At 53.8% G+C, this 23,890-nt stretch carries 25 protein-coding genes; 12 read left to right on the forward strand and 13 right to left on the reverse strand.

Going from position 1 to position 23,890, the window contains the following annotated elements:
* Positions 1-32: 32 nt before the first annotated feature.
* Together ACRBB0_RS07800 and ACRBB0_RS07805 are read left to right on the forward strand one after the other, a co-directional pair.
* Complete coding sequence (locus ACRBB0_RS07800) at positions 33-293, forward strand: acyl carrier protein (RefSeq protein ID WP_431373841.1); 261 nt, start codon at positions 33-35, stop codon at positions 291-293.
* Positions 290-1,498, forward strand: a complete 1,209-nt coding sequence (locus tag ACRBB0_RS07805; protein ID WP_431373842.1) for a beta-ketoacyl-[acyl-carrier-protein] synthase family protein — start codon at positions 290-292, stop codon at positions 1,496-1,498. The genes ACRBB0_RS07800 and ACRBB0_RS07805 overlap by 4 nt, the downstream gene beginning before the upstream one ends.
* A gap of 340 nt (positions 1,499-1,838) precedes the next feature.
* Here ACRBB0_RS07805 and mnmA read toward each other — a convergent pair whose 3' ends face one another.
* Complete coding sequence (gene mnmA / locus ACRBB0_RS07810; protein ID WP_431373843.1) at positions 1,839-2,981, reverse strand: tRNA 2-thiouridine(34) synthase MnmA; 1,143 nt, start codon at positions 2,979-2,981, stop codon at positions 1,839-1,841.
* Positions 2,982-3,103: 122 nt separating this feature from the next.
* On the opposite strand from mnmA, the gene ACRBB0_RS07815 reads away from it, so the two are divergent.
* The 4 genes from ACRBB0_RS07815 (at position 3,104) to recG (ending at position 8,467) form a co-directional block, all read left to right on the forward strand.
* Entirely contained in the window at positions 3,104-3,382 is a 279-nt protein-coding gene (locus tag ACRBB0_RS07815; protein ID WP_431373844.1) for a DUF1153 domain-containing protein, read from the forward strand.
* Between the two features lie 92 nt (positions 3,383-3,474).
* Complete coding sequence (ctrA, locus tag ACRBB0_RS07820) at positions 3,475-4,191, forward strand: response regulator transcription factor CtrA (protein ID WP_431373845.1); 717 nt, start codon at positions 3,475-3,477, stop codon at positions 4,189-4,191.
* A gap of 74 nt (positions 4,192-4,265) precedes the next feature.
* Complete coding sequence (ligA, locus tag ACRBB0_RS07825) at positions 4,266-6,380, forward strand: NAD-dependent DNA ligase LigA (protein WP_431373846.1); 2,115 nt, start codon at positions 4,266-4,268, stop codon at positions 6,378-6,380.
* Positions 6,377-8,467 carry an ATP-dependent DNA helicase RecG gene (gene recG, locus ACRBB0_RS07830; protein ID WP_431373847.1) on the forward strand — a complete coding sequence of 697 codons (2,091 nt, stop codon included), beginning with the start codon at positions 6,377-6,379 and terminating at the stop codon, positions 8,465-8,467. The genes ligA and recG overlap by 4 nt, the downstream gene beginning before the upstream one ends.
* Before the next feature lie 388 nt (positions 8,468-8,855).
* Here recG and ACRBB0_RS07835 read toward each other — a convergent pair whose 3' ends face one another.
* Together ACRBB0_RS07835 and ACRBB0_RS07840 are read right to left on the reverse strand one after the other, a co-directional pair.
* A complete protein-coding gene (locus ACRBB0_RS07835) occupies positions 8,856-10,259 on the reverse strand; it encodes a methyl-accepting chemotaxis protein (protein WP_431373848.1) in 1,404 nt (467 codons plus the stop codon).
* A gap of 57 nt (positions 10,260-10,316) precedes the next feature.
* Complete coding sequence (locus tag ACRBB0_RS07840; protein ID WP_431373849.1) at positions 10,317-10,769, reverse strand: iron-sulfur cluster assembly scaffold protein; 453 nt, start codon at positions 10,767-10,769, stop codon at positions 10,317-10,319.
* Positions 10,770-10,837: 68 nt separating this feature from the next.
* Here ACRBB0_RS07840 and hisI point away from each other — a divergent pair, with 68 nt between their 5' ends.
* On the forward strand, positions 10,838-11,194 hold the full coding sequence (gene hisI / locus ACRBB0_RS07845) for a phosphoribosyl-AMP cyclohydrolase (protein WP_431373850.1): 357 nt from the start codon (positions 10,838-10,840) through the stop codon (positions 11,192-11,194).
* Here the strand turns inward: hisI and gluQRS are convergent.
* The 3 genes from gluQRS to ACRBB0_RS07860 form a co-directional block, all read right to left on the reverse strand.
* Positions 11,191-12,042 carry a tRNA glutamyl-Q(34) synthetase GluQRS gene (gluQRS, locus tag ACRBB0_RS07850; RefSeq protein WP_431373851.1) on the reverse strand — a complete coding sequence of 284 codons (852 nt, stop codon included), beginning with the start codon at positions 12,040-12,042 and terminating at the stop codon, positions 11,191-11,193. The two genes, hisI and gluQRS, sit on opposite strands and share 4 nt — an antisense overlap.
* 8 nt (positions 12,043-12,050) lie before the next feature.
* On the reverse strand, positions 12,051-13,415 hold the full coding sequence (trmFO, locus tag ACRBB0_RS07855; RefSeq protein WP_431373852.1) for a methylenetetrahydrofolate--tRNA-(uracil(54)-C(5))-methyltransferase (FADH(2)-oxidizing) TrmFO: 1,365 nt from the start codon (positions 13,413-13,415) through the stop codon (positions 12,051-12,053).
* Between the two features lie 69 nt (positions 13,416-13,484).
* Positions 13,485-14,270 (reverse strand): enoyl-CoA hydratase, encoded by a 786-nt coding sequence (locus ACRBB0_RS07860; protein ID WP_431373853.1) that lies wholly within the window; start codon positions 14,268-14,270, stop codon positions 13,485-13,487.
* A 56-nt stretch (positions 14,271-14,326) separates the two neighbouring features.
* Here ACRBB0_RS07860 and ACRBB0_RS07865 point away from each other — a divergent pair, with 56 nt between their 5' ends.
* Positions 14,327-14,749 (forward strand): PaaI family thioesterase, encoded by a 423-nt coding sequence (locus ACRBB0_RS07865; RefSeq protein ID WP_431373854.1) that lies wholly within the window; start codon positions 14,327-14,329, stop codon positions 14,747-14,749.
* Between the two features lie 59 nt (positions 14,750-14,808).
* Here the strand turns inward: ACRBB0_RS07865 and speE are convergent, their stop codons facing one another.
* From speE to ACRBB0_RS07880, 3 genes are all read right to left on the reverse strand, one after another.
* Positions 14,809-15,675 carry a polyamine aminopropyltransferase gene (gene speE, locus ACRBB0_RS07870; RefSeq protein WP_431373855.1) on the reverse strand — a complete coding sequence of 289 codons (867 nt, stop codon included), beginning with the start codon at positions 15,673-15,675 and terminating at the stop codon, positions 14,809-14,811.
* A complete protein-coding gene (speD, locus tag ACRBB0_RS07875) occupies positions 15,672-16,181 on the reverse strand; it encodes an adenosylmethionine decarboxylase (protein ID WP_431373856.1) in 510 nt (169 codons plus the stop codon). The genes speE and speD overlap by 4 nt, the downstream gene beginning before the upstream one ends.
* Positions 16,182-16,441: 260 nt before the next feature.
* The gene (locus ACRBB0_RS07880; RefSeq protein WP_431373857.1) at positions 16,442-16,669 is read right to left on the reverse strand and encodes a DUF1127 domain-containing protein; all 228 of its coding nucleotides are present in this window, start codon (positions 16,667-16,669) and stop codon (positions 16,442-16,444) included.
* Between the two features lie 95 nt (positions 16,670-16,764).
* Here ACRBB0_RS07880 and ACRBB0_RS07885 point away from each other — a divergent pair, with 95 nt between their 5' ends.
* The 4 genes from ACRBB0_RS07885 (at position 16,765) to ACRBB0_RS07900 (ending at position 20,429) form a co-directional block, all read left to right on the forward strand.
* Positions 16,765-18,177, forward strand: coding sequence for a PLP-dependent aminotransferase family protein (locus tag ACRBB0_RS07885; protein WP_431373858.1), 1,413 nt, complete (start codon positions 16,765-16,767; stop codon positions 18,175-18,177).
* A 183-nt stretch (positions 18,178-18,360) separates the two neighbouring features.
* A complete protein-coding gene (gene rplM, locus ACRBB0_RS07890; protein WP_431373859.1) occupies positions 18,361-18,819 on the forward strand; it encodes a 50S ribosomal protein L13 in 459 nt (152 codons plus the stop codon).
* 3 nt (positions 18,820-18,822) lie between these two features.
* Entirely contained in the window at positions 18,823-19,311 is a 489-nt protein-coding gene (rpsI, locus tag ACRBB0_RS07895) for a 30S ribosomal protein S9 (protein ID WP_431373860.1), read from the forward strand.
* 164 nt (positions 19,312-19,475) lie between these two features.
* On the forward strand, positions 19,476-20,429 hold the full coding sequence (locus ACRBB0_RS07900) for a hypothetical protein (RefSeq protein ID WP_431373861.1): 954 nt from the start codon (positions 19,476-19,478) through the stop codon (positions 20,427-20,429).
* Here ACRBB0_RS07900 and ACRBB0_RS07905 read toward each other — a convergent pair.
* From ACRBB0_RS07905 to ACRBB0_RS07920, 4 genes are all read right to left on the reverse strand, one after another.
* On the reverse strand, positions 20,426-21,043 hold the full coding sequence (locus tag ACRBB0_RS07905; RefSeq protein WP_431373862.1) for a TetR/AcrR family transcriptional regulator: 618 nt from the start codon (positions 21,041-21,043) through the stop codon (positions 20,426-20,428). The genes ACRBB0_RS07900 and ACRBB0_RS07905 overlap by 4 nt on opposite strands.
* 24 nt (positions 21,044-21,067) lie before the next feature.
* Complete coding sequence (gene ppk2, locus ACRBB0_RS07910) at positions 21,068-21,937, reverse strand: polyphosphate kinase 2 (protein WP_431373863.1); 870 nt, start codon at positions 21,935-21,937, stop codon at positions 21,068-21,070.
* Positions 21,938-22,003: 66 nt separating this feature from the next.
* Positions 22,004-22,954, reverse strand: coding sequence for a homoserine O-succinyltransferase (locus tag ACRBB0_RS07915; protein ID WP_431373864.1), 951 nt, complete (start codon positions 22,952-22,954; stop codon positions 22,004-22,006).
* 60 nt (positions 22,955-23,014) lie between these two features.
* Positions 23,015-23,878 (reverse strand): ATPase, encoded by an 864-nt coding sequence (locus tag ACRBB0_RS07920; protein ID WP_431373865.1) that lies wholly within the window; start codon positions 23,876-23,878, stop codon positions 23,015-23,017.
* Between the last annotated feature and the right edge of the window lie 12 nt (positions 23,879-23,890).

Raw genomic sequence — 23,890 nt, forward strand, 5'->3', positions numbered from 1 at the left:
ACAGACGCGAATTTAGGTGCAGGACGGGGACTATGAACGTCAAAGACCAAGTGATCGCAATTGTTGCTGAGCAGGCGCTCCTTGAGCCAAGCGACGTGACACTCGACAGCACGCTGGACGATCTGGGGATCGACAGCCTCGGCCTTGTCGAAGCGATTTTCGCCATCGAAGAAACCTTCGATATATCAGTACCTTTCAACGCAAATGACCCAAGCGAAAGCGACTTTGACATCTCATCGGTGGCCAAAATCATCGCAGGCATCGAAAAGCTGAAAGCCGAGCAATCGTCGTGAAACGTGTTGTTATCACCGGAGCAGGAACCATCAATGCTCTGGGCTGTGACGTGCCAAGCACGCTGGCAGCCATGCGCGACGGCCAATGCGGCATTGGCCCGCTCGACTTCCAGGACGTTGATCGTTTGGCGATCAAGATCGGTGGTCAGGTGCAGGGCTATGATCCCAAAAACCATTTTAACCGCCAACAACTGTCCCTCTATGACCGCTTTACCCAGTTCACATTGCTGGCGGCGCGTCAGGCTATGGCGCAATCGGGCATCGAATTTCACGGCGAACTGGCCGACCGCTCCGGGGTTATTCTCGGCAATTCCGGCGGCGGGTTGACCACACAGGATGAAAACTTCCGCGCCGTCTACGAGGATGGTAAAAACCGGGTGCATCCCTTTGTTGTTCCTAAACTCATGAACAATGCCGCCGCCAGCCATGTCAGCATGGAATTTAACCTTCGCGGCCCGACCTTTACGGTCTCAACTGCCTGTGCCAGCTCGAATCACGCCATGGGGCAGGCCTATCAAATGGTGCGCTCGGGCATGGCGCCTGCGATGATCACCGGCGGTTCCGAAGCGATGTTGTGTTTTGGCGGCGTCAAAGCCTGGGAAGGTCTGCGCGTCATGTCCAAAGACGCCTGCCGCCCGTTTTCGGCCACCCGCAACGGCATGGTTCAGGGCGAGGGAGCCGGTGTCTTTGTGTTCGAAGACTATGACCACGCCCATGCGCGGGGGGCTGACATTCTTGCCGAAGTTGTTGGATTCGCCATGAGTTCCGATGCGGCCGATATCGTTATGCCCTCCAAGGCTGGCGCGGCGCGGGCCATTGCTGGGGCGCTCAAAGATGGCAATATCGACAAGGAACGTGTCGGCTATATCAATGCTCATGGCACCGGCACCGCAGCCAATGACAAAACTGAATGCGCCGCTGTTGCAGATGTGTTTGGCGCCCATGCCGACAATCTGATGATCTCATCGACCAAATCTATGCATGGCCATTTGATCGGCGGCACGGGCGCGGTAGAGCTTTTGGCCTGTCTCATGGCCCTGCGTGACGGGGTTATCGCCCCGACCATCAATTACGAAGAGGCCGATCCCGAATGTGCGCTGGATGTTGTCCCCAACCAAGCCCGCGATGCCGAGGTTGATGTGGTCATGTCCAATGCCTTCGCCTTTGGCGGCTTGAATGCGGTGATGGCTCTGGCGCGGCCCTAGTGTCCAGACCCCGAGTTAGCCAACTCCACCTTTGCTCATCGCAGTTGCATTGGGCGGCAAATAGCGCGTTTCGGCCCCTTTTTTCAAACCGTTAAGCACATTCCCCAATCTCCCCCAAACTCGGGGTGTTTTGTACAGATTGCCAGAATCACCTCGAAAACTGAGGCAGTTTGGCCCCTAAGCAATCTCCCCCAAACGCAGAGGGTTTTGTACCAATTGCCTCGGGGAATGTTGCGCGTGCGCTTGGGTGACACTGTGGTAACCCAGCGGGCGTTGCGCCAAAGGTGTCATTCACAGGGGCAGAGTAGACACGTATAACGTGTCTACTCAACGTGGCGTTTTACTTCCCGCGCCAAATCCAGCCGCCGCCAAAAATACGAGAGCTGTCCGTATCATAGAAGACGCAGGCCTGACCGGGGCTGACGCCTTCTTCGGGGGTGAAAAGCTCAACCTCGGCTTCGGTATCCGAAATAGGCCGAATGATGGCCTCCCGTGGGGGGCGGGTTGATCGCACTTTGACCGCCACATGCCATTCGGGGCGTGACGTAAAAGGTTCGTCCCCTAACCAGTTGATTTCTCTAACAGGAATCGTTCTGGTCGACAGCATGCTTTTGGGGCCAACAACCACCTGTTTGGCGTCCACATCCAGACGGACCACATATAATGGGTCCGCCAGCCCGCCAATCCCAAGGCCTCGGCGTTGTCCAATCGTATAATGAATCACACCATTGTGCTGGCCCAACACTCGGCCATCCGCATGCACGATTTCACCCGGTTCCGCCGCGCCGGGGCGCAGTTTTTCGATCACACCGGCATAATTCCCATCGGGAACAAAGCAAATGTCCTGACTGTCCGGCTTATCCGCCACCGCCAGCCCATATTTCGCCGCCAGTTCACGCGTGGCATCCTTGGAAGGCAAATGCCCCAAAGGGAACCGCAGATAATCGAGCTGATCAGGCGTGGTCGAGAATAAGAAATAGCTCTGATCGCGATTCGCATCCGCCGCCGAATGCAACTGCGCGCCGTTTGCGCCCATTTTGCGCTGAATGTAGTGGCCCGTGGCCATGCAATCGGCGTCCAGATCTTTGGCCGTTTCCAAAAGATCCTTAAATTTGACTCTTTCATTGCAGCGAATACAGGGCACCGGAGTGGCCCCGCCAAGGTAGCTATCGGCGAATTCTTCGATCACGGCTTCTTGGAAAATGTTCTCATAATCCAAGACGTAATGCGGGAAATTCATCTCTTCTGCGACGCGGCGCGCATCGTGAATATCAATGCCTGCGCAACAGGCCCCTTTTTTGGCTAAAGCTGCACCATGGTCATATAATTGGAGGGTTACGCCCACCACATCATAGCCCTCATCCTTGAGCATGGCGGCCACGACGGAGCTGTCGACACCGCCTGACATGGCGACAACGACGCGGGTTTCCGAAGGGGGCTTGGGCAGGCCCAGCGAGTTGAGCGGGCTTGGATCGAGGGGCATTACGATTCTCCTGAAGACGCACAAGAATATAGGAAAAATCGAACTACTCTCAAGGGGCAGCTTTAGCCCCCGTTAAACTGCTCATGTCTTGATGACCTTAAATCGAGACTTGGAGTACAACAATGTTTCTCAAAAAGATTGAGGGGCCGCGCGCAGTTAAGCTTCCGGATGGCAGCATGATGACACGCGCCGATCTGCCTCCCGCAGAAACGCGCCGCTGGGTGGCGTCCCGCAAGGCATCTGTGGTAAAAGCAGTGCAATGTGGACTTTTGACACCAGATCAGGCGCAAGATCGCTATGGCTTGAGCGAAGAAGAGCTATTGGAATGGGTGCGTGCGGCAACCGAATACGGCGAAGACGCGCTCAAAGTGACGCGGGTACAGAAATATCGGCAACCATAGGTAGAATTTCGCAAGATCTGATCTATGTTAGTGGCGCGTTAACCTTTTTCTCTCAGAGTATTCTTAACACGTACTAATTTTGGAGACAGCACATGCGAATTCTTTTGGTGGAGGACGATCCGACAACCTCCAAGAGCATCGAATTGATGCTGAGCCATGCAAACCTAAACGTCTATTCGACGGATCTGGGCGAGGAAGGTATCGACCTCGCCAAGCTCTATGATTACGACTTGATCCTTCTGGATCTGAACTTGCCCGATATTAATGGGCACGAAGTTCTACGGCAGTTGCGAGTGGCTCGGATCGAAACACCGATCCTGATTTTGTCTGGTGATGACGATACCCAAAGTAAAATCAAGGGTTTCGGCTTTGGCGCAGATGACTATATGACCAAACCCTTTCACAGGGATGAATTGGTCGCACGCATCCACGCGATCATCCGACGCTCCAAAGGGCATTCGCAGTCTATCATTCGGACCGGCAAGATTTCCGTCAATCTTGACGCCAAAACCGTTGAGGTTGCAGGCAAGCCTGTACATCTGACTGGCAAAGAATACCAAATGCTGGAGCTGTTGAGCCTGCGCAAGGGCACAACACTCACCAAAGAGATGTTCTTGAACCATCTTTACGGCGGCATGGATGAGCCTGAACTTAAAATCATCGACGTGTTTATCTGTAAGCTTCGCAAGAAACTCTCGGAAGCGACAGGGGATGACAACTATATCGAAACTGTTTGGGGCCGTGGTTATGTTCTGCGCGACCCAGAGCCTTCGATGGATGAGACCAAGGCGATTGCCGCCAACGCCTGATTTCAGGCGCTGGACCTCTGCCTCGTGCATGCCTATCACAGTGTTTGTGAACGCGTGACCAAAGGGGCAAGGCGATGTCTGCAACACCGCTAGAGATGCTGAACGAAACAGAAGCGCGCGCCGAATTGGCGCGCCTTTCTGCTATTCTGGCGAAAGCAAACCGAGACTACCACGGACTCGATACGCCTGAGTTGTCAGATGCAGAATATGATGAATTAAAACGTCGAAATTCTGCAATAGAAGAGCGATTCCCCAATTTAACAAGGTCTGACAGCGCAAGTCATCAGATCGGGGCAGCTCCTGTTGATGGGTTTGGCAAAATCCAGCACGCCGTCCGCATGTTGTCTCTCTCTAATGCCTTTGACGACAACGATGTGTTTGATTTCGACGAGTCCATTCGCCGTTACCTTGGGCTAAGCGACGAAGCCGAATTACCCTATACGGCGGAACCTAAGATTGACGGGTTGTCTTTGTCGTTGCGCTATGAAGAGGGCCAATTGACTCAAGCCGCCACCCGCGGTGATGGGAGTATCGGAGAGAACGTGACGGAAAACGCTCGGACGATTTCCGATATTCCGCATGTGTTAGAAAACGCGCCTAAAGTGTTGGAAGTGCGCGGCGAAGTTTATATGAGCCACGCGGATTTTGCAGAATTAAACACACGACAAGAGGCCCGTGGCGGCAAAATCTTCGCAAATCCACGCAATGCGGCAGCCGGATCATTGCGCCAGTTAGATGCCGAAATCACCCGGAGCCGACCGTTACGGTTCTTTGCCTACAGTTGGGGCGAGTTGTCTGAGCCGATTGGTGAAACGCAACAGGAAGCCGTAGGTCGTCTCCTGGAATTGGGGTTTCAAACCAACCCATTGACCAAATTATGTAATGATCCTGAAAAACTGATAGCTCACTATCGCACGATTGAAGATCAACGCGCCACCTTAGGCTACGATATTGATGGCGTTGTTTACAAAGTGAACGACTTGGCGCTGCAATCGCGCCTTGGATTTAGGTCCACAACGCCAAGATGGGCGATTGCGCATAAGTTTCCGGCGGAACTGGCTTGGACAAGGCTCGAGGCCGTCGATATTCAGGTCGGTCGCACAGGAGCACTTTCTCCTGTTGCGCGATTGGCACCGGTTACCGTCGGCGGAGTTGTCGTCTCCAACGCAACGTTGCACAACGAAGATTACATCGCGGGTCAAGATTCTCAGGGAAACGACATTCGCGATGGGAAAGATATCCGGGTCGGTGATTGGGTGCAGGTCTACCGTGCCGGAGATGTGATCCCCAAAATCGCAGATGTCGATTTGTCCAAACGTGTCAACGGAGCTCTTCCGTTTGAATTTCCGACCAAATGCCCGGAATGTGGCTCTGATGCCGTCCGAGACGACGGCGATGCGGTTCGACGCTGTTCGGGCGGAATGATATGCCCAGCCCAAATTGTTGAACGGCTAAAGCATTTTGTGTCGCGATCTGTTTTTGACATTGACGGGTTGGGGGCCAAGCAGGTCGAACAATTTCATATTGATGGTTGGGTTCATGAACCGGCGGATATCTTCACTTTGGAAGATCGGTTTGGCACTGGGATACAACAACTCAAAAACCGCGAAGGCTGGGGTGAAAAGTCCGCGCTGAACCTTTTCAAGGCTATTCAAGAGCGGCGGAAAATTCCGTTGGGACGATTCATTTTTTCGCTCGGAATTCGCAATGTTGGAGAAACGGCGTCTAATTTGTTAGCGAGGCATTACGGGTCATGGGCAAAATTTGAGCAGGCTATGGTCGATGCAAAAGATCCAGAAAACCCTGCCTGGGAAGACGTGTTGTCTATTGATGGCGTGGGGCAGATTATGGCGCACTCTTTGGTGACGGCCATGAACCAACCTGCCGAACGTGCATCAATTGACCGATTGGTTGCGCATTTAGATATTCAGGAGGCTGCAAAGCCAGACACTGAAGGAAGCCCTGTGGCAGGAAAAACCGTTGTATTTACCGGATCGCTTGAGAAAATGACCCGTGCCGAGGCGAAAGCCCGCGCAGAGGCTTTGGGGGCAAAAGTGTCGGGATCGGTGTCCAAGAAAACGGATATCGTTGTTGCCGGGCCTGGTGCGGGGAGCAAGGAGAAAAAGGCAGTTGAATTGGGGCTGATGGTGCTGGACGAAGATGCTTGGCTGGAGTTGATCGCAACATGAGCGGGCGCCCCGAGGTTCTTTGGCCTTTGTTTGCCGATCTCAAGGGGCTTGATGGCATTGGCCCTAAAACGGCCCAGATTTTTGAGCAACTGGATATCCATGCGCCTCGCGATCTGTTGTTCACCTTGCCGCATTCTGGCATCGACCGCCAAGTTCGGGCCTCGGTTTTAGATGCCGATTTACCCGGTGTGGCCACTGTTATCGCGCAGATCGGTGACCATCGCCCGGCGCGTAACCGTGGCGGTGCGTACCGAATTGAAGCGACGGATAATAATACACGCTTTCAATTGGTATTTTTCCATGGTCGGAGTGATTATCTGAACAAAGTTTTGCCGAAAGGATCCACAAAACTTGTGTCTGGAAAGGTGGAATTATTTGATAACGTTCCACAAATGGTTCATCCCGACCATATTGTCGATCCAGAAGCGGCCGACACCCTGCCTCAGTATGAGCCGGTCTATCCGCTCACCTCTGGGGTCACTCAAAAACTTATGGTGCGCGCCATGCGGGATGCCCTTTCTCGCGTACCCAATTTGCCCGAGTGGATTGACGCGTCGCAGCTCAAACATGAAGACTGGCCAAGCTGGTCTGACGCAATGTTCCATGTTCACAACCCGGATGACGCAGGTGATCTTGCTCCGACGGCCTTAAATCGTGCGCGCTTGGCCTATGATGAATTGATGGCGCATCAATTGACTTTGGCATTGGCGCGCGCTGTGCAGCGAAAATCAAAAGGCGTTGAAACCAGCGGCACCGGAGTTTTGCGGGCCCGTGTTCTAGGTAACTTGCCGTATACGCCGACGGGCGCGCAACTGCGAGCAATGGAAGAAATTGCATCGGATATGGCACTGCCGGAAAAGATGAACCGGCTGTTGCAAGGTGATGTCGGTGCTGGAAAAACGCTCGTTGCGTTCATGGCGTTATTAGTCGCTGTCGAAGCTGGGGGGCAGGGGGTGATGATGGCCCCAACCGGCATTTTGGCTCAGCAACACTTGGAAGGTTTACAGCCCTTGGCAGAGGAAGCTGGGGTCGTTTTGGAGTTGTTAACCGGGCGAGACAAAGGGAGTGAGCGGCAAGCCAAGCTAAAAGCCTTGGAACGCGGGGATATTCAGATTTTGGTTGGAACCCATGCGGTGTTCCAAAAGGACGTGGCGTTTAACGATTTGAGGCTAGCTGTTGTAGATGAGCAGCATCGGTTTGGTGTGCGGCAACGTTTGGAACTGGGCCAGAAAGGCAAGGGGGCGGATGTGTTGGTGATGACCGCCACGCCCATCCCGCGATCGCTCGCTTTGGCTCAATATGGTGACATGGATGTGTCCGTTCTGGACGAAAAACCGCCAGGTCGAAAACCGATAAAGACCGCGCTGATTTCGACGGAACGTCTTGACGAAGTTATCGGGCATATGCGCAGGGCCGTTGATGAGGGACGCCAAGCCTATTGGGTCTGCCCCTTGGTTGAGGAAAGCGAAAACAGTGATTTGATCGCGGCAGAAGCCCGATTTCAAAAGCTGCGTGCGGCGCTCGGCGACGACAATGTCGGTTTGGTTCACGGCCAGTTGCCGCCCGCGGAAAAAGACGCCGCGATGGCTGCATTCGTGTCTGGAAAGACATCTGTTTTGGTGGCGACAACTGTGATTGAGGTCGGGGTAAACGTGCCCAATGCCACGATCATGGTGATTGAACGCGCGGAAACCTTTGGTTTGGCACAGTTACATCAGTTGCGTGGTCGTGTCGGGCGCGGAAGCGCAGAATCGACATGTTTGCTTATGTACCAACCGCCCTTGTCTGAAACAGGTTTACGTCGCTTGACCACGATGAGGGAAACGGAAGATGGGTTCCGGATTTCTGAAGTGGATCTGGAAATGCGTGGGGCTGGCGATTTGATCGGTGTTGCTCAATCCGGTTTGCCGAGGTTTCGCATCGCCGATCTGGAGCGCCAATCTAGCTTGATGGCCATCGCCCAAAGCGACGCCCGCAAGCTTCTCGCTGAAGATCCTGATCTAACCAGCGAGAGAGGCAAAGCCGCCCGATTGTTGCTTTGGTTGATGCGACAGGATGAGGCCATTGGGTTGATCAGCGTCGGCTAGAGATGCCTGAAACCTTATTTGTTCCCCTTTGTTCTCATTTGGTTCTTTACACATGGTTAATTGTGTGAGAACAAAGGTGCAACAAGATGGCGCGAACGGAGGACACACCATGCTGGAGACAGTTAAAACTGCAATGATCCGACAGCAAAATACACTTTGGAAAGATGGCCTTGGGGCCTTGTGTTTGGTGGTGATCCTTTACGGTGCGTTGCATCTTCCTATGCTTTGAATTTCTGCCTGCGTATTCTCATCCAAGGTTCATGCATCACTGTCCCGATGCCTGCCTGTCCCCTTTTCGGTTTCCTGCCTGTCACCGAGAAATCACCTTGGGTTTTGAATAAGACGCATGACTTGCCGCCACCTCCATCCCCGGAGCGTGGCGGCTTTTTTATATCTTATATCCGATGCGAAAACCGCCCCAATGACGACCACGAACCGTAATCGGAGCAGACAAATCCTTCATGAGCACAAAGTTTCCACCGCCCATATCCCGGCGGTAAACTTGCAAAAGGAAAGGAGCCTGGTTTTGACCGGCTTTCAAGCCAACACGATCATTAAAGATGCGCCGGTTTCGACAATTCCCAGCATTCCAAACCGGATCATTGCTCTGCGGTTGTGAAAACTTTTGGTTGTGGGTCGGAAGGTACCCGTTACGGTCAATCGCCGCGCAAAACGCGATATTGGGGTCGTTTTGCAAAACGGGTTCCTGGATCGCCGGTAGGAGGCTATCAGTCAATTTGGTGAAGGCTGTTGTCACTTGTTCGGGGTTCGTTCCGGGAATCGGCTGATAGGATTCATCAAATAATTGCTCAAAGCTGATGCGGCCGCGTGACAACGCAGATTCAAACACCTCGGAAATTCTTCCTGCCAAGTCCTGCACATGGGTAATCATTTCTGAATCGTCGCCATCCCCACCAAGCGCGACGGAGTGTTGTAGGATGTTTTCAGAGGTATCAACCAGCGTATTACAGCGCCGCGTCGCTTCATCGACACCATTGGTCACATCTTTGACCGACGTTATAATGGTTTGAATCGCGCCGCCGACCTGATCAACAGATTCTTTGGCCGCATCCGTTTCCGATGACAGCCCATGCGCGTCATCGCGTAGGCTTCCCATTCGCTGTTCGATTTCAGACAAGGCGTGGTCTGCCTCTGCTGAACGATCCAACACTTCGTCCGCTTTTTGAGACGTGGTTTGCGCCCCTTGATGTAAACGCGCCATCCATTCCGACAATCGGGCAACCGTTGCGGAAATCGTGTCTGCGGCATCGGCGGTCTTTTGACTCAACTCACTGACCGAATCAGCAACTATTGAAAACCCTTTGCCGGCTTGTCCGGCTCGGGCCGCTTCAATTTTGGCGTTCACGGCCAGGATGTGAACCTGCCAGGCAATATCCGAAATCTCGGTATTGGACAGGCGCACCGCCTGCAACATTTCTTCAACTGTCGTACTCTCGGAATGCACCGAGCGGACCCATTCAGCGAGCTCTTGGGCATTTTGACCGTTCCTTGCGATAAACGAGGTCGATTTCTCAACCCGGTCAATAGCTTCGTCCGCAGTTTCAGTCATACGTTGTACGGCCTGAACCATACGTTCGCTATTGGTAGCAAGGTTTTTGGTGTGATTTTGCACCCCGCCCAAACTGTCCAATTGGGCGTGGCACCGATCGTCTAAGTTCTGCAAAAAACCGCCGATATCAACGGTCTCCCGGCCTAGGGATGTCGCCGCGCGTGTTAAATGGCCAAGTTCCTCCGCTGCATTTGGCGCAGCGAGTTCCGGGGTGTGTTGCATGTAACCGCCTCAATTCACATTCACCGCTTTTGATAGACGATCTTTGCAAACGGAGGATTAAGCAGTTTTCGTTTCTTCAGCCTGACTTGCGGCTTCTGTCGCAGCATCCAGCGACAGAAGGATCGACGCGTGCCGGTTTTTATAGGCCGCTGCAGGGCGCAAGACTTCGAGACCTTCAAAGGGGGCTGGTGGCGTTGGCCCATCCTCTTTTAGCATGGCGCGAAGCGCATCTCGGGCCGAGGCAATCTGCTCCGCGCTACACCCCAGGATAGCCGCGCCGACAAGAGACGCCGCCGCCTGACCCAAGGCACAGGCTTTGACATCTTGGGCATAGTCAGAAACTTTGCCGTCCTGCATGCTCAGATCAACCGTTACGGTCGATCCACACAGCGGCGCACGTTTTTTCACCGAGGCACCTGGCGCATCCAATCGGCCGAGCCGCGGAATATCTGCCGCCAATTCCAAGATTTGGCCCGAATACAGCTTGATCAGATCGTTTTCGCCGGACATGGCTTTTCCTTTATCGTTATTCTCCATAAATAGGGGCCAAAGCGGCTCATGCAAAAGGTTTTTCGCCCATGTCCTTCGATCCTTCGACCTTGGTCTATGATGAACGCGGGTTGATACCCTGTATCGCTCAGCAAGAGGGGACCGGCGAAGTGCTGATGATGGCGTGGATGAACGCCGCTGCCGTGGCCAAAACTCTTGAAACCGGCCGGGTCACCTATTGGTCTCGCTCTCGCCAGGCGTATTGGATCAAAGGTGAGACATCGGGGCACACACAAGCTTTGGTCGATTTGCGTGTTGATTGTGACCGTGATTGTCTTTTAGCCATTGTTGATCAACAAGGCCCGGCCTGTCACACCAATCGGCGTTCCTGTTTCTATACATCTGTTGTGGATGGAGAGACCGAATTGATGGCACCCATGGTCTAAAGGCCGACCATGTGTCTGATATCGCCGGGGGTTGCCCCTTCGGCACGGTACTTGGCGATGGCGCGGGCGTCGTCGCGTTTGGCCAGACGTTTGCCAGCCTCATCTCGGATCAGTTTGTGGTGATAATAGGTGGGGCTCTGCACTCTCAGATGCCGTTGAAGCATGCGTTGAATAAACGTCGCCTCAAAGAGATCGGCACCGCGAATGACATGTGTCACCTGGGAAGCGGCATCGTCCAAAACCACAGATAGATGGTAAGAGGCGGCCATCTGGGCGCGGGCAATAACCGGGTCGCCAACCTTGGACTGAAGATAACCCATGGTCAGTTGGTGTTCACCGGCGTGCAATGGGCCAATTTCGGTGAAAGACGGCAATGGATCCAATTCGGCCTTGTCGATGTCAAAGCGTAGGGCATCCGTCGGGAGGCGATCTTCGTAACGCCTACCTTTACATGTACCGGGATAAACAAGCCCATCGGGGCCAAACCTGGGGGTGTTCCGGGAGCCGTCTTCCTGGGGGGCAGACAGCGCAGCCTCGATGTCCCTTCGTTTGCAGCGACAGGGGTAGATAACGCCTTGTTCGGCCATGCTTGCGATGACGGCTTTGTAGTCATCAAAGTGTTCCGACTGTCGGCGGACCGGTCCATCCCATGAAACACCCAACCAATCCAAGTCTTCGAAAATCTGATCTTCCCAAGACCTACGGGATCTTGATTGGTCCAAATCATCTATTCGCAACAGAAACGTACCACCGGCAGCGCGGGCTTGGTCATGTGCCAAGAGGGCAGAAAATGCATGACCAAGGTGAAGCGGGCCGGTGGGAGATGGTGCGAAACGGGTGACAAACATATTGTATGTCAGTCTGGTGCGCTGTGTTGTTCAGGTGATGGGTTAAGCCATTCAGACCAGACGTTTTTTGCACGATCCGTATAGGCTTTGTAGCGATCTTTGCGTCCTCGCCGTCCACCTTTGAGGCCATCAACCGGACGGAACAAACCGAAATTCACATTCATAGGTTGAAAGGTTTTCGCGTCAGCACCGCCAGTGATGTGATGGATCAAAGCACCATGGGCGCTGTCTTGTGGAACCTCACTCAAGGCGGCCCCGTTCAACTCAGCAGCGGCCATCCGCCCGGCCAATAGCCCCATAGACGCCGACTCGACGTATCCCTCAACGCCGGTGACCTGTCCAGCAAAGCGAATATTAGGTTTGGAGCGCAGACGCATTTGTGAATCCAACAGGGTCGGAGAATTCAGAAATGTGTTGCGATGAATGCCGCCCAAGCGCGCGAAAGACGCATTCTCCAAGCCGGGAATCATTTTAAAAACATCAGTTTGAGCGCCATACTTCATCTTGGTTTGGAAGCCGACAATGTTGAACAAGGTCCCCAGAGCATTGTCGCGACGCAGCTGCACAACCGCATAGGCTTTTTCATCCGGCTTGTGTGGATTGGTCAACCCGACGGGTTTCATCGGGCCAAATCGAAGGGTTTCACGACCGCGTTCTGCCATGACTTCTATCGGCAAGCAGCCATCAAAGTACTTGGCGGTTTCACCGTTGTGAAATTCGGTCTTGTCCGAGGCCAAAAGCGCGTCAATGAACGCCTCATATTGGTCTTTGGTCATCGGACAGTTTAGATAGGCTTTTTGCTCATCTTCGGTCTCGCCTTTGTCATAGCGTGATTGCATCCAAGCCACTGACATATCTACGCTTTCTGCGTATACAATCGGTGCGATGGCATCGAAAAAGGCCAAGCGATCCGCTCCGGTTTCGGCTTGTATCGCAGCGCCCAGTGCCTCAGAGGTCAACGGGCCCGTGGCGAAAATCCAAGTCCCTTGGTCAGGCAGCTCAGTGATTTCCTCAAAAGATGTCTCGATATTGGGATGGGCGTTTATGCGGTCCGTAATGGTTTGCGCAAAAGGATCACGATCAACAGCCAGCGCCCCGCCTGCGGGCAAGCGATGCGTCTTGGCGCTTTGCATGATCAAACTGTTTGCGGCCCGCATTTCCCAGTGCAAAAGCCCAACGGCATTTTGCTCATCATCGTCACTTCGGAAGGAATTGGAACACACCATTTCTCCAAAGTTTCCAGTACGATGCGCGAAGGTTTTCACCTGCGGTCTCATCTCATGCAGGACAACCTGCACACCCATTTCAGCGGCCTGCCAAGCTGCTTCGGATCCGGCCATTCCACCGCCGACGATATGTAACTTTTCTGTCATAACGCGGATGTAGAGCAGAGCGCGGCGGCTGCCAAGAGGGCGCAGGCCACGGCGCGAATTTCATCGTGATTATTCAGGCCAGTCTGGCGCACGTTTCTCCAAAAACGCAGAGATACCTTCGTTGGTGTCGCGCCAAAGCATGTTCTCTACCATAACGTCACCTGTGTATTCATAGGCTTGATCAAGAGACATAAGCGATTGTTCATAAAAGGCTTCTTTGCCGATGGCGACAACGGAACCCAGTTTTGACGCAACCTTTTCAGCCAAGTCCTGAGCTGCCGTTGCCAGGTCAGAGGCGGGCACGCTTTGGTTGATCAATCCGAAATGTACTGCTTGGTCGGCAGAAATAAACTTGCCTGTGGTCAGCATTTCAAAGGCTTGTTTTCGCGGAATATTCCGGCTTAGGGCCACCATGGGCGTTGAACAAAATAGCCCAATGTTAACGCCGTTGACGCCAAACCGGGTGTCATCTGCTGCGACGGCCATGTCACAGGTCGCAACAAGCTGGCAACCCGCGGCGGTCGCAATACCATGCACTTGGGCAATCACCGGTTGGGGCAGGCGTTGCAACCCTTTCATAACCTTTGCACAGCGGGTGAACAGGTCTTGAAAATAGGCGCGACCCTTGTCTTCAGCCGCCCGTCCAGCCTGCATCTCTTTGAGATCATGCCCGGCGCAAAACGCTTTGCCCGCGCCGGACAGAACGACAACTTTGGCGGTTTTGTCGGTTTTGAGGCTGTCAATTTGGCTTTGTAAGGCGGCCAGCATGTCGTCAGACAAGGCATTTAACCGCCCTGGCGCATTCATGTGCAGGTGAACAATTCCATTTGTGTCGCGACGTTCCAACATTTCCATCTTGTCCTTGCGCTGCCTCAGGGTAAGCCTATCGGTTCACGCACAAGGAGGAAAGTATGCAGATAGTCATTGATGCCGCACAGATGGATAGCTTCTTGAAGGAGGTTTTCCCACAGGTTGATGGGATGTTTGGCATTGATCGCCTTGATGAAGATCTGCTGGTTATGCGGCTTTTTGCGCATGAAAAACATCTGCGTCCGGGCGGCACTGTATCGGGACCCGCGATGTTTTCGCTGGCGGATGTGGCGGCATATGTTGCGACCATGGCCCGTGTTGGGCGCGAAGCGTTGGCTGTGACGACCCATTGCAGCATTGATTTTATGCGTAAACCGGTTTCGGGTGCGGATGTGCTGGCCGAGGCTCGGGTTTTGAAGCTGGGCAAAACCTTGAGCGTCACAGATGTGTTGTTGTTCAGCGAAGGCAAACCGGAGCCGGTGGCGCATGCGTCGCTGACTTATTCCCTCCCGCCAAAGCGATAAACTCCGACGTGGCTCCCTCCCAAGAGTGGCAGTCACCCGCAGCTCTTGGGAGGGATGTTTTAGGGGATCAGTTTCAGGACATAGCCGGGCAGGGCGAAGGCCCCTTGATGCACCTGTGGCGTGTAATAATCCGGCGCGAGGCCCGATTCCGAAAACCGTGCTTGCAAGGTCTCCAACGGCACTTGGCGCGCGGCGCTGTCTGTGCCCCAACCAAAGGCCATTGGGCCTCCTGCATAGGTCGGCACAGTCGCCAAATAACAGGTCGCATCCGAAAACAGGGCCTGAAACGCGCGCATTGTATTGGTAAGCTCATCCCCTTGCATAAAGGGAACGCCGTTTTGCGTAACCAGAATACCGCCGTCAGTCAGGGCGCGTTTGGCATGACCATAGAAGCTATCGGTGAACAAAACTTCGCCGGGCCCAATGGGATCGGTGCTGTCGACGATGATCACATCAAATTTGGCGTCGGTCTGTTTCATGAACGCCGCGCCATCATCAATCACCAGGTTAAGTCGCGGGTCGTCAAACGCGCCCTGTGATAACATCGGCAGGTAGTCTTTGGAGAAGGTCACAACACCGGCATCAATTTCGACCATGGTGACATGTTCAACGGTCTTATGGCGCAGAACTTCACGCGCCATGCCGCCATCACCACCGCCGATAATCAAAACACGCTTGGCCGCACCATGGGCCAGGATCGGCACATGGGTGAGCATTTCGTGATAGACAAAATTGTCGCCCTCGGTGGTTTGCACCACATCATCTAACGTCAGAATGCGGCCAAAGGTGCCGTTCTGAAAAACCCGCAGGCGTTGATGATCGGTCTCGCTGTCATAGAGCATTTCGTCAATGCGTAGACTTTGGCCGTAATCCGCATGCAGGGGTTCGCGCACCCATGTGCCGTTGCTCTTGGCGTCTGTGCTCATGCTGCCACCACATCGGTGATCAAGCCTTCGCCGCGGCGTAGGGATTTGGTCCGCACATCCTGGGTGCAGAACGCCTCTTTGAGAACATCAATCGCTAACCAAGGCTTGGCATCGCCACACATAAACACATCAAACGCGCCATACCCGATTTCGGGCCAGGTGTGGACCGAGATATGGCTTTCAGAGAGCACCGCAACTCCGCTCACCCCTTGGGGGCTGAACTTGTGGGTGTGGATATGCAAGAGCGTGGCCCCGCAAACCTCAATGATCTTACGAAAGGCGTTTTGGATGCGCGTTTCATCATCAAGACCGTGGCCATTGACCACTTCGATGATCACATGGTTGCCGGCAAAGATGCTGTCGCCTTCGCGAATAAAATGGTCATGCCTGTTCTCATCAAGAACATCGCACGCGTGATCGTTTGCAGGGACGGGTCCCTGTGTGTCTTCCTCTTGGGCGCCTGTCGCCAGACCGTACCCCAGTTGGAAGAGGCCTGCGTCTTTCATGGCGCTCCCCTTCGTTACCAGCAGTTCGTTCCAGTCGGTTCCTTAGCGCCCCCCAAAAGACTAATCGGGTTGGGATCGGTTCCGAAAGTGAGGCCCACTTAGGGCCTAGTTTTGAGTCGATCAAGGGATTTCATTTACCAAAACCCAAAAATCCGGATGTGGGGGACACCACATCCGGAAGTGACGCGCCGGGGATACGACGCGACGGGCGGTCCAACTGGAGATGAAGTGCCGCCCTAAATGCTGTTATCCCTGAGGAATTACCCTTGCCAGAAATGGCGTTGCGCTTCGGTCTTGGCTTGATCCAGAGACACGCCGATATCGCGCAATTGGTGATCGTTCAGGTGATGTAGCGCCGTTCGTGTGCGCTGTCGGATGGTCCACTTCGTCAACAGCACTGCCGCTTTGACCGCGAAACCAGCAAGTGTCGGCACATTGCGTGTCGATTCAAGATAGGCGAGGGCGGGGCGTAGTGATGTCTGTGTCATGGTTTCATCCTTTGAATTGTATTGACACAATGATGATCATTGCAATAATTGTTCTGATACATATTGAAGAACAAAAGGTCGATAGAAACATTGTAATGGATACAATTCAGCGATCATATGAATCCCAAAGCGATGGCCCCAAGTATCGGGCCGTTGCAAATGCTATCCGACAGTCAATCTCAGACGGGGCTTTGGCGATCGACGAAAAGCTACCGCCCGTGCGCGATTTGGCGTGGCGTTTGCAAATCACACCGGGCACCGTGGCGCGGGCCTATACTTTGCTGGTCGAAGAGGGGGCCCTATACGCCGAAGTCGGGCGCGGCACCTTCGTTGCCAAACCGACCCGGGTTGCCGCCTTGCGTGATGTGCATCGTGACCGCCAGTTTCAACGCCACGTTGATCCAATCGAAACCGGAACCGTTAGTATGTTCGCCCCCAAACTTCCCAATCTGGGGCAGGCGGGGTTGATCCATGACAGTTTCGCCCGGATGAGCCAGCGGCCCGAAGCTGAGTTGCTGTCCTATCCGGGGCGCAGCTTGTCGCTTGGTGCGCAAAAAGCCTCGCTGCGGTGGTTGTCGGGGGTCGAATTGGGGCCGGTGAACGAACAGGATTTGATTCTGTCACACGGCAGTCAAAACGGGATCGTGTTAATCCTACAGGCCGTTCTCAAAGGGGCCAATCCGGTCATTTTGGTCGAAGAACTGTCCTATCCTGGGTTCCGCCGAGCTGCACAATTGATGCGCGCCGAGGTGGTGGCGGTGCCGATGGATGATCACGGCGTTATTCCTGCCGAACTGAACCGATTGGCGCGAAAACACAACGCGCAGGTGTTTTGTACCTGTCCCGAGGTGCACAATCCGACCAATTTGGTCACACCAGCCTCCCGCCGTCGAGAAATTGCCGAGGTCGCCAAAGCGACAGGGCTGCATATCATTCAAGATGAATCCTATCAGCTCAGGCAACCCAGTGCGCCAAGCTATCGCGCGCTTGTGCCGGAAACCGGATGGTACGTCACATCGATCTCAAAGTCGCTGACACCCGCATTGCGTGTCGGCTTTGTCTTTGCCCCAAAACCGAATCGATCCGCGGTGCGCCAAGCGGCAGAGCATGGGTTTTTCGGTCTCGCAACGCCTCTGACCTTTGTGATCGAAGACATTCTCAGCCGTCCAGAAACCCAAGTTATGGCAGATGAAATCAGGGCAACCCTGCGCAATTATATCCATGCAGCCGTCAATGCGCTTGGCGGCTATAAAATAAGCTGGCATCCAGAGGTGCCATACATTTGGCTGTGTTTGCCCGAGGGCTGGCGCGCCTCGGCGTTTGCCCAAGCGGCCGAAGCCCATGGCGCTCAGGTTCGAACCGCTGAGGATTTTGTTCCGCGCAATGGCTTTGCCCCTCATGCGGTGCGTTTGTCGATCAATGCCGAAGTGTCGCTGGCCAGCTACGAATCCGCTCTTGCGCGGCTTCGGGAGCTTTTGGATCATCCGCCAGAAGCGATCATGGTTTAAGTCAAAACATAAGAGAAATATGTGGGGTATATAGATACCATATTTGTAAGCTATTGAAATGGAACTAAAAATACGGAAAACTTGTGATTGACTGTGCTGGTGAGGCGTTTATAACCCGTCCATCGGATTTCGGGCCGGGCCATATGTGGCGCGGCCTTTACTAATCAGACTGGAAACAGACCCATGAAAACCTTCTCTGCTACACCAGCAGATATCGAGAAGAAGTGGATCATCATCGACGCCGAAGGCGTGGTGCTGGGCCGTCTTGCCTCGATTATTGCTATGCGCTTGCGCGGTAAGCACAAGCCATCCTTCACGCCTCACATGGATTGTGGTGACAATGTCATCGTTATCAATGCTGAAAAAATCCAGATGACTGGTAAAAAGCGCGAAGAAAACTTCTACTGGCACACCGGCCACCCGGGCGGGATCAAATCGCGCACCAAAGCCGAGATCCTCGAAGGCAAGCACCCTGAGCGCGTTGTCACTCAGGCGGTCAAGCGTATGCTGCCAGGCAACCGCCTTTCGCGTCAGATCATGACCAACCTGCGCGTCTATGCCGGCACCGAGCACCCCCACGAGGCCCAGAGCCCCGAAGTGCTTGACGTCAAGTCGATGAACAAGAAAAACACGCGGGTATAAACCATGTCAGATCAGATCAATTCCTTGGAAGAGCTGGCCGGTGTTGCAGGTGTCGAAACCGCAGAAGCCGAAGTTGTTGCTCCTCGTGAGCCTGTTCGTGACGAACTGGGCCGCTCTTATGCCACTGGTAAACGTAAAGACGCGGTTGCCCGTGTTTGGATCAAGCCAGGTTCCGGTAAAGTCACCGTAAACGGCCGCGACATGGACAAGTATTTTGCCCGTCCGGTTCTGCAGATGATCCTGCGCCAGCCGTTCACTGTTGCCGGTCGCGAAGGCGAATTCGACGTTTATGCAACCGTCAAAGGTGGTGGCCTCTCAGGTCAGGCCGGCGCGGTTAAGCACGGCATTTCCAAAGCCCTGCAACTGTACGAACCCTCCTTGCGCGGCGCGCTGAAAGCGGCAGGCTTCCTGACCCGCGACAGCCGTGTTGTTGAGCGTAAGAAGTACGGTAAGCGCAAAGCGCGTCGTTCGTTCCAGTTCTCCAAGCGTTAATTTTGGCCCTTGGCCAGAAATTGCGAAAGGGCCCGTGATTCACGGGCCCTTTTCTTATGTGGCCTTTCGTTTTGGCGAGGTCGGTCTGTGGTTTTCTTTTGAGGCCAAAGGGGTTAAGTCAGCTGAGCCGCCCCAGTCATTCTCGCGCGAGGAAGCCGTCCCAGATGTCCGATCACTCTATCAATTTGGAACTGGTCTATCTCTCTAGGCAAAAGAATTACGGCAGTGTCGAGCTGCGGGTATTTCAACTGGCCAAGATTATCGAGCAACACACCAAAGGGGCTGTGTCGGTCAAGCTGGTCACATTCCCGTCTAAATGGCGGATTCGTCAGTTGATTTGGGCCATGACGCGGCCTAAGGGCTCGGTCCTGCTGTTTTCTAAATCCTGTTTGAAAGTGTTGAAACCGTCCATCTTGGCGCTGTGCAAAAGGCGCGGCTGTCAGACGATCATGGATTATGTGGACGGGGATTTGGACAATGCCCGCGACCTTGCGCCGGACATTCATCTGGCCTGCTCCTTTGAGGCGAAAGAAGAGCTAGAGCGGATCATCTCAGAAAAGAATGTGGGTGTCGGCGAAAACGTAGGGCTTCTGCATCATAACACCGACACGCGCCTCGAGCACGCCCGGGTCAAGCCAGCGAAACGCCTTTCACCAGCCTATATCGGCGATCTGGCCAATACCGTTCACGGGGCCGAGTTGGACGGGCTTATTCGCTATGTCCCGTTTGAGCGCGCGACCGAGATTTCTGATGTTGAAAAAGTCATCGAGGATACGAATTTCCACATCTGCGTACGCAACCCGAATGCAAAATATAAGGGCAATGTCCGCAAACCCTTTACCAAAGGGTTTCTTGCTGCCCATGTTGGCGCGCCGGTTCTCGCTTGGCGGTGCGATGTTGAGGCGCATAGTTTCCTAGGCGAGGATTATCCATTCTACGTGGACGAGCCGACGCCGGAGGCAATCGTCAAAACCATTGATTTAGCAAGGCAAAGCTTTGGCGGCCCGGTTTGGGCGCGCGCGCTTGATCGTATGGAAGAGATCCGCCAGCACGTGAGTAATCAGCAAATCGCGATGAGCCTGGTCGCTTTGTTGGCCAAGGATGAGTATCGGGATTAACTATCTGGCTCGATCAGTCCAAGCCCACGCAGATAGACGCCGATGCCTGTCTCAAGCAGATCTTCGGGGGGAAACGGGGCCTGGGTGCCGGGGGAATTTCTGGCGAAAAGCTCGACAACGCCGTGGCTCATCGCCCATATATGAGCAGAGAACATCGCCGGGGGCGGGCGTTTTTCGGGTGGAATATGCTCTGACAGTTCGGTGGCGGCCCGTTCCAAAACGCCACGAGCCTTGGCAGACACCGCAGCCAATTCTGGCGAATGCTGAACGCTGATGCCGCTTTCAAACATCGCAATATAGTGACCGGGATATCGGCGGGCAAAGGCTAAATAAGCGCGTCCGGTTGCTTCAAACGCGGCCAAAGCCGAAGGTTGGCCGCTGTCATAGGCGAATTTCATTACATCGGCGAAGATCTCATAGCCCTGACGCGCCGCCTCAGCGATCAAATCTTCACGGCCTGCGAAATGGCGGTATACGGCCGCCGGTGTGACGCCGGCCTGTTTGGCCGCTTCGGATAGGGTGAAGCCTGTTGGCCCCTTGGTTTCGATCAGGGTCAAAGCGGATTCAACAAGCGCCTGTCTGAGATTTCCGTGATGATATCCGCGCTTAGACATTGATCTTAATGTTCCACATCATCGTCATGCACCCCAAATATCCGGTCCGCCACAGATTTTGGGATCACGCTTTCCAACTGATTTTTGATCTTTGCGGGCATAGTCGATTTGGTTCAGAACGTGGCGAATAGCCTCAAGGCGCGCGCGTTTTTTGTCGTCTGAGCGGATCACCGTCCAGGGGGCGGTTTCTGAATGGCTGCGCTCAAGCGTTTCTTTGATGGCGTCTGAATATGCATCCCATTTCTTCAGACCTTCGACATCAATCCAACTGAGTTTCCACTGTTTGAGCGGATCGCTCTCCCGTTTTAGAAATCTACGCAATTGCTCAGCCCGGCCGACGTTGAGCCAGAACTTAAAGACAAGAATACCTTCATCAACCAGCATGTTTTCAAAGTCATTCACTTGCGCGAAGAAATGCTCGCGTTGCTTTGGCTTGCAAAAACCAAAAACATGCTCAACAACTCCGCGATTGTACCAGCTGCGGTCGAAGAAGACGATTTCACCACCTGATGGCAGGTGGTCGACGTACCGCTGGAAATACCACTGAGTGCTTTCGGTCTCGGTTGGTTTTGAAAGGGCGACCACACGGGCTCCGCGCGGATTTAGATTCATTCGAAATCGACTGATCGTGCCGCCCTTGCCGGCAGCGTCGCGCCCTTCAAAAACCACGGCGATGCGGGCGCCACTTGCCTTGGCCCATGCCTGCAACTTGACCAATTCAATCTGCAACGCATCCATTTCGCGCTCATATTCTTTGCGCTTCATCTGGTTTTCATACGGGTAGGTCGCGTCCAAGATGTCGTCTTTATCAGCAGCCGAAATCGCTGCCTGAACAGCTGACGGCGCTGCATCCTTTGAAAAGGCTGAGATGGCTCCATCGAATGGGAGGGTCATAACTGCTCCTTGTTATATCTGCCGTTCACTATGTGATGTTAAGCGGATTAACGCAAATCGTGCAGCTCACGCCCCGGATGATCGGCGATCTTTCGTTTTCTTCCCGATATCTGACATTTGGTACGGTGTGGTCTGATAAATTTCGTTGATCCAGTTGCCATATAAAAGATGTGCATGACTGCGCCACCTGTTCTGAGGGTCTCGGCTTGGATCGTCCTCAGGATAATAATTGGCAGGTACATTTATCGGCTTGTCCGCAGCAATGTCGCGATCATATTCCTCTTTTAACGTACCGCTGTCGTATTCCAGATGGTTGAAAATATAGAGCGCCCGATGCTCAGGATCCTCTACCAGACAGGGGCCGGTCTCTTCGGAATCGATTAGGATCGGAAGCCCCGCTTGGGCGATTTCATCACGCCGCAATTCGGTCCAGCGCGATACGGGAATAACCATATCATCCGAAAATCCGCGCAGGTAAGGAGACGCTGGCGAGTTGTTGCGATGGCGAATGCACCCAAAGGCCTTGGCATCAAGGTCATGTTTAGCGACACCATGGAAATGGTTAAGCATCGCCATTCCGCCCCAACACACGCCAAACGTCGACAGGACATGGGTCTGTGTCCAGTTAAAGACCTGCTTTAACTCTTCCCAGTAAGTTACTTCTTCGAAAGGCATATGTTCAATCGGCGCACCGGTGATGATCAGCCCGTCGAACTTTTCACCTGTTGCCAGTACTTCGGAAAACGGGCGGTAAAACGCTTCCATATGCTCAGCGGCAGTGTTGCGTGTTTGGTGTTCGCTCATCCGGATCAGCGATAGCTCGATCTGCAAGGGGGTAGCCCCGATCAAACGCGCGAATTGGTTCTCGGTCTGAATTTTCTTGGGCATCAGGTTCAACAGACCGATACGCAAAGGGCGAATATCCTGCCGCGAGGCTGCGTCCTCGGACATGACCATCACGCCTTCGTTCGTGAGAACGTCAAAGGCGGGCAAGTCAGAGGGCAGTTTAATGGGCATGGTTTCTTCCTATGAAAACGAGAGCTTTAGATAAGCGAGGGTAGGGTGGTGAACAAGGTGCTAGTCCGTTTTTGCTATGGCGGCACCAATGACTGAGGTAAAATCCTTGGCATCGCGAAGTGTCGCTATGTCTGAGGCATCGACTGTTATGCCCCAGTTTTTCGCCATTGATGAATACAAGGGGGCGCGATGTGCCAAAGCTTTGGCATAGGTCCACCTGATAAACGCATCCGGGTCAACATCCGCCTCATTTAGGGCGTTTTGCGCAAGATATTCCGCCCATGCAGACTGCAAAAACGCAGGCTGATAAGCCATTGGCTTGGGATCTTTGTCAAAACGTTTGATCAACTCATCGGTATGCTCGTCGCTTCCCTTGATCCACACCATCAGGGACTGCTCAGACAAAGCAGTCAGGATCGGATCTTTGGGATCTTCTGGATTTACCCACTCACAGATTGAACCACCGGTGTCGCAGACAAAATGTGGGTAGCCATAGAGCGCCTCGGCGCGTGAGATGAAGTATTCCGTATCGAGGAGCGCTTGGCGTTCCGCGCGTTCAAACTGGGCCTGACGGCGGCGATATTCTTCGATTTCCAGACCGCCACGATCCGGGCTTCCGGGTTTTCCCAAATAGGCCGAAACAGGGGTCAGGTTATTAAAGCTGATATTTGATCCGATATAGATGGAGTCTGACATCAACAGGTCGCGCAAAAACGGGTTTTTCATCGCTTCGCGTTTGGCATTATCGGCGATGTATTCGCCCATATAACGGGTGCCGATGCGATAATCGATCGAATAGTGGAACCAATCCCCACTGTCGCGCAGCATGTTTGAAACCGTGGTTTTCCCAAGACCGGACATTGCAAAAATGACCACGCGTTTTTGCGCGGCATTCGACCATTCTTGTTCTGTGTTATATCGCATTCTCAACCCCTT

The sequence above is a fragment of the Pelagimonas sp. genome, from assembly GCF_050633425.1.
Classification (GTDB): Bacteria; Pseudomonadota; Alphaproteobacteria; order Rhodobacterales; family Rhodobacteraceae; genus Pelagimonas.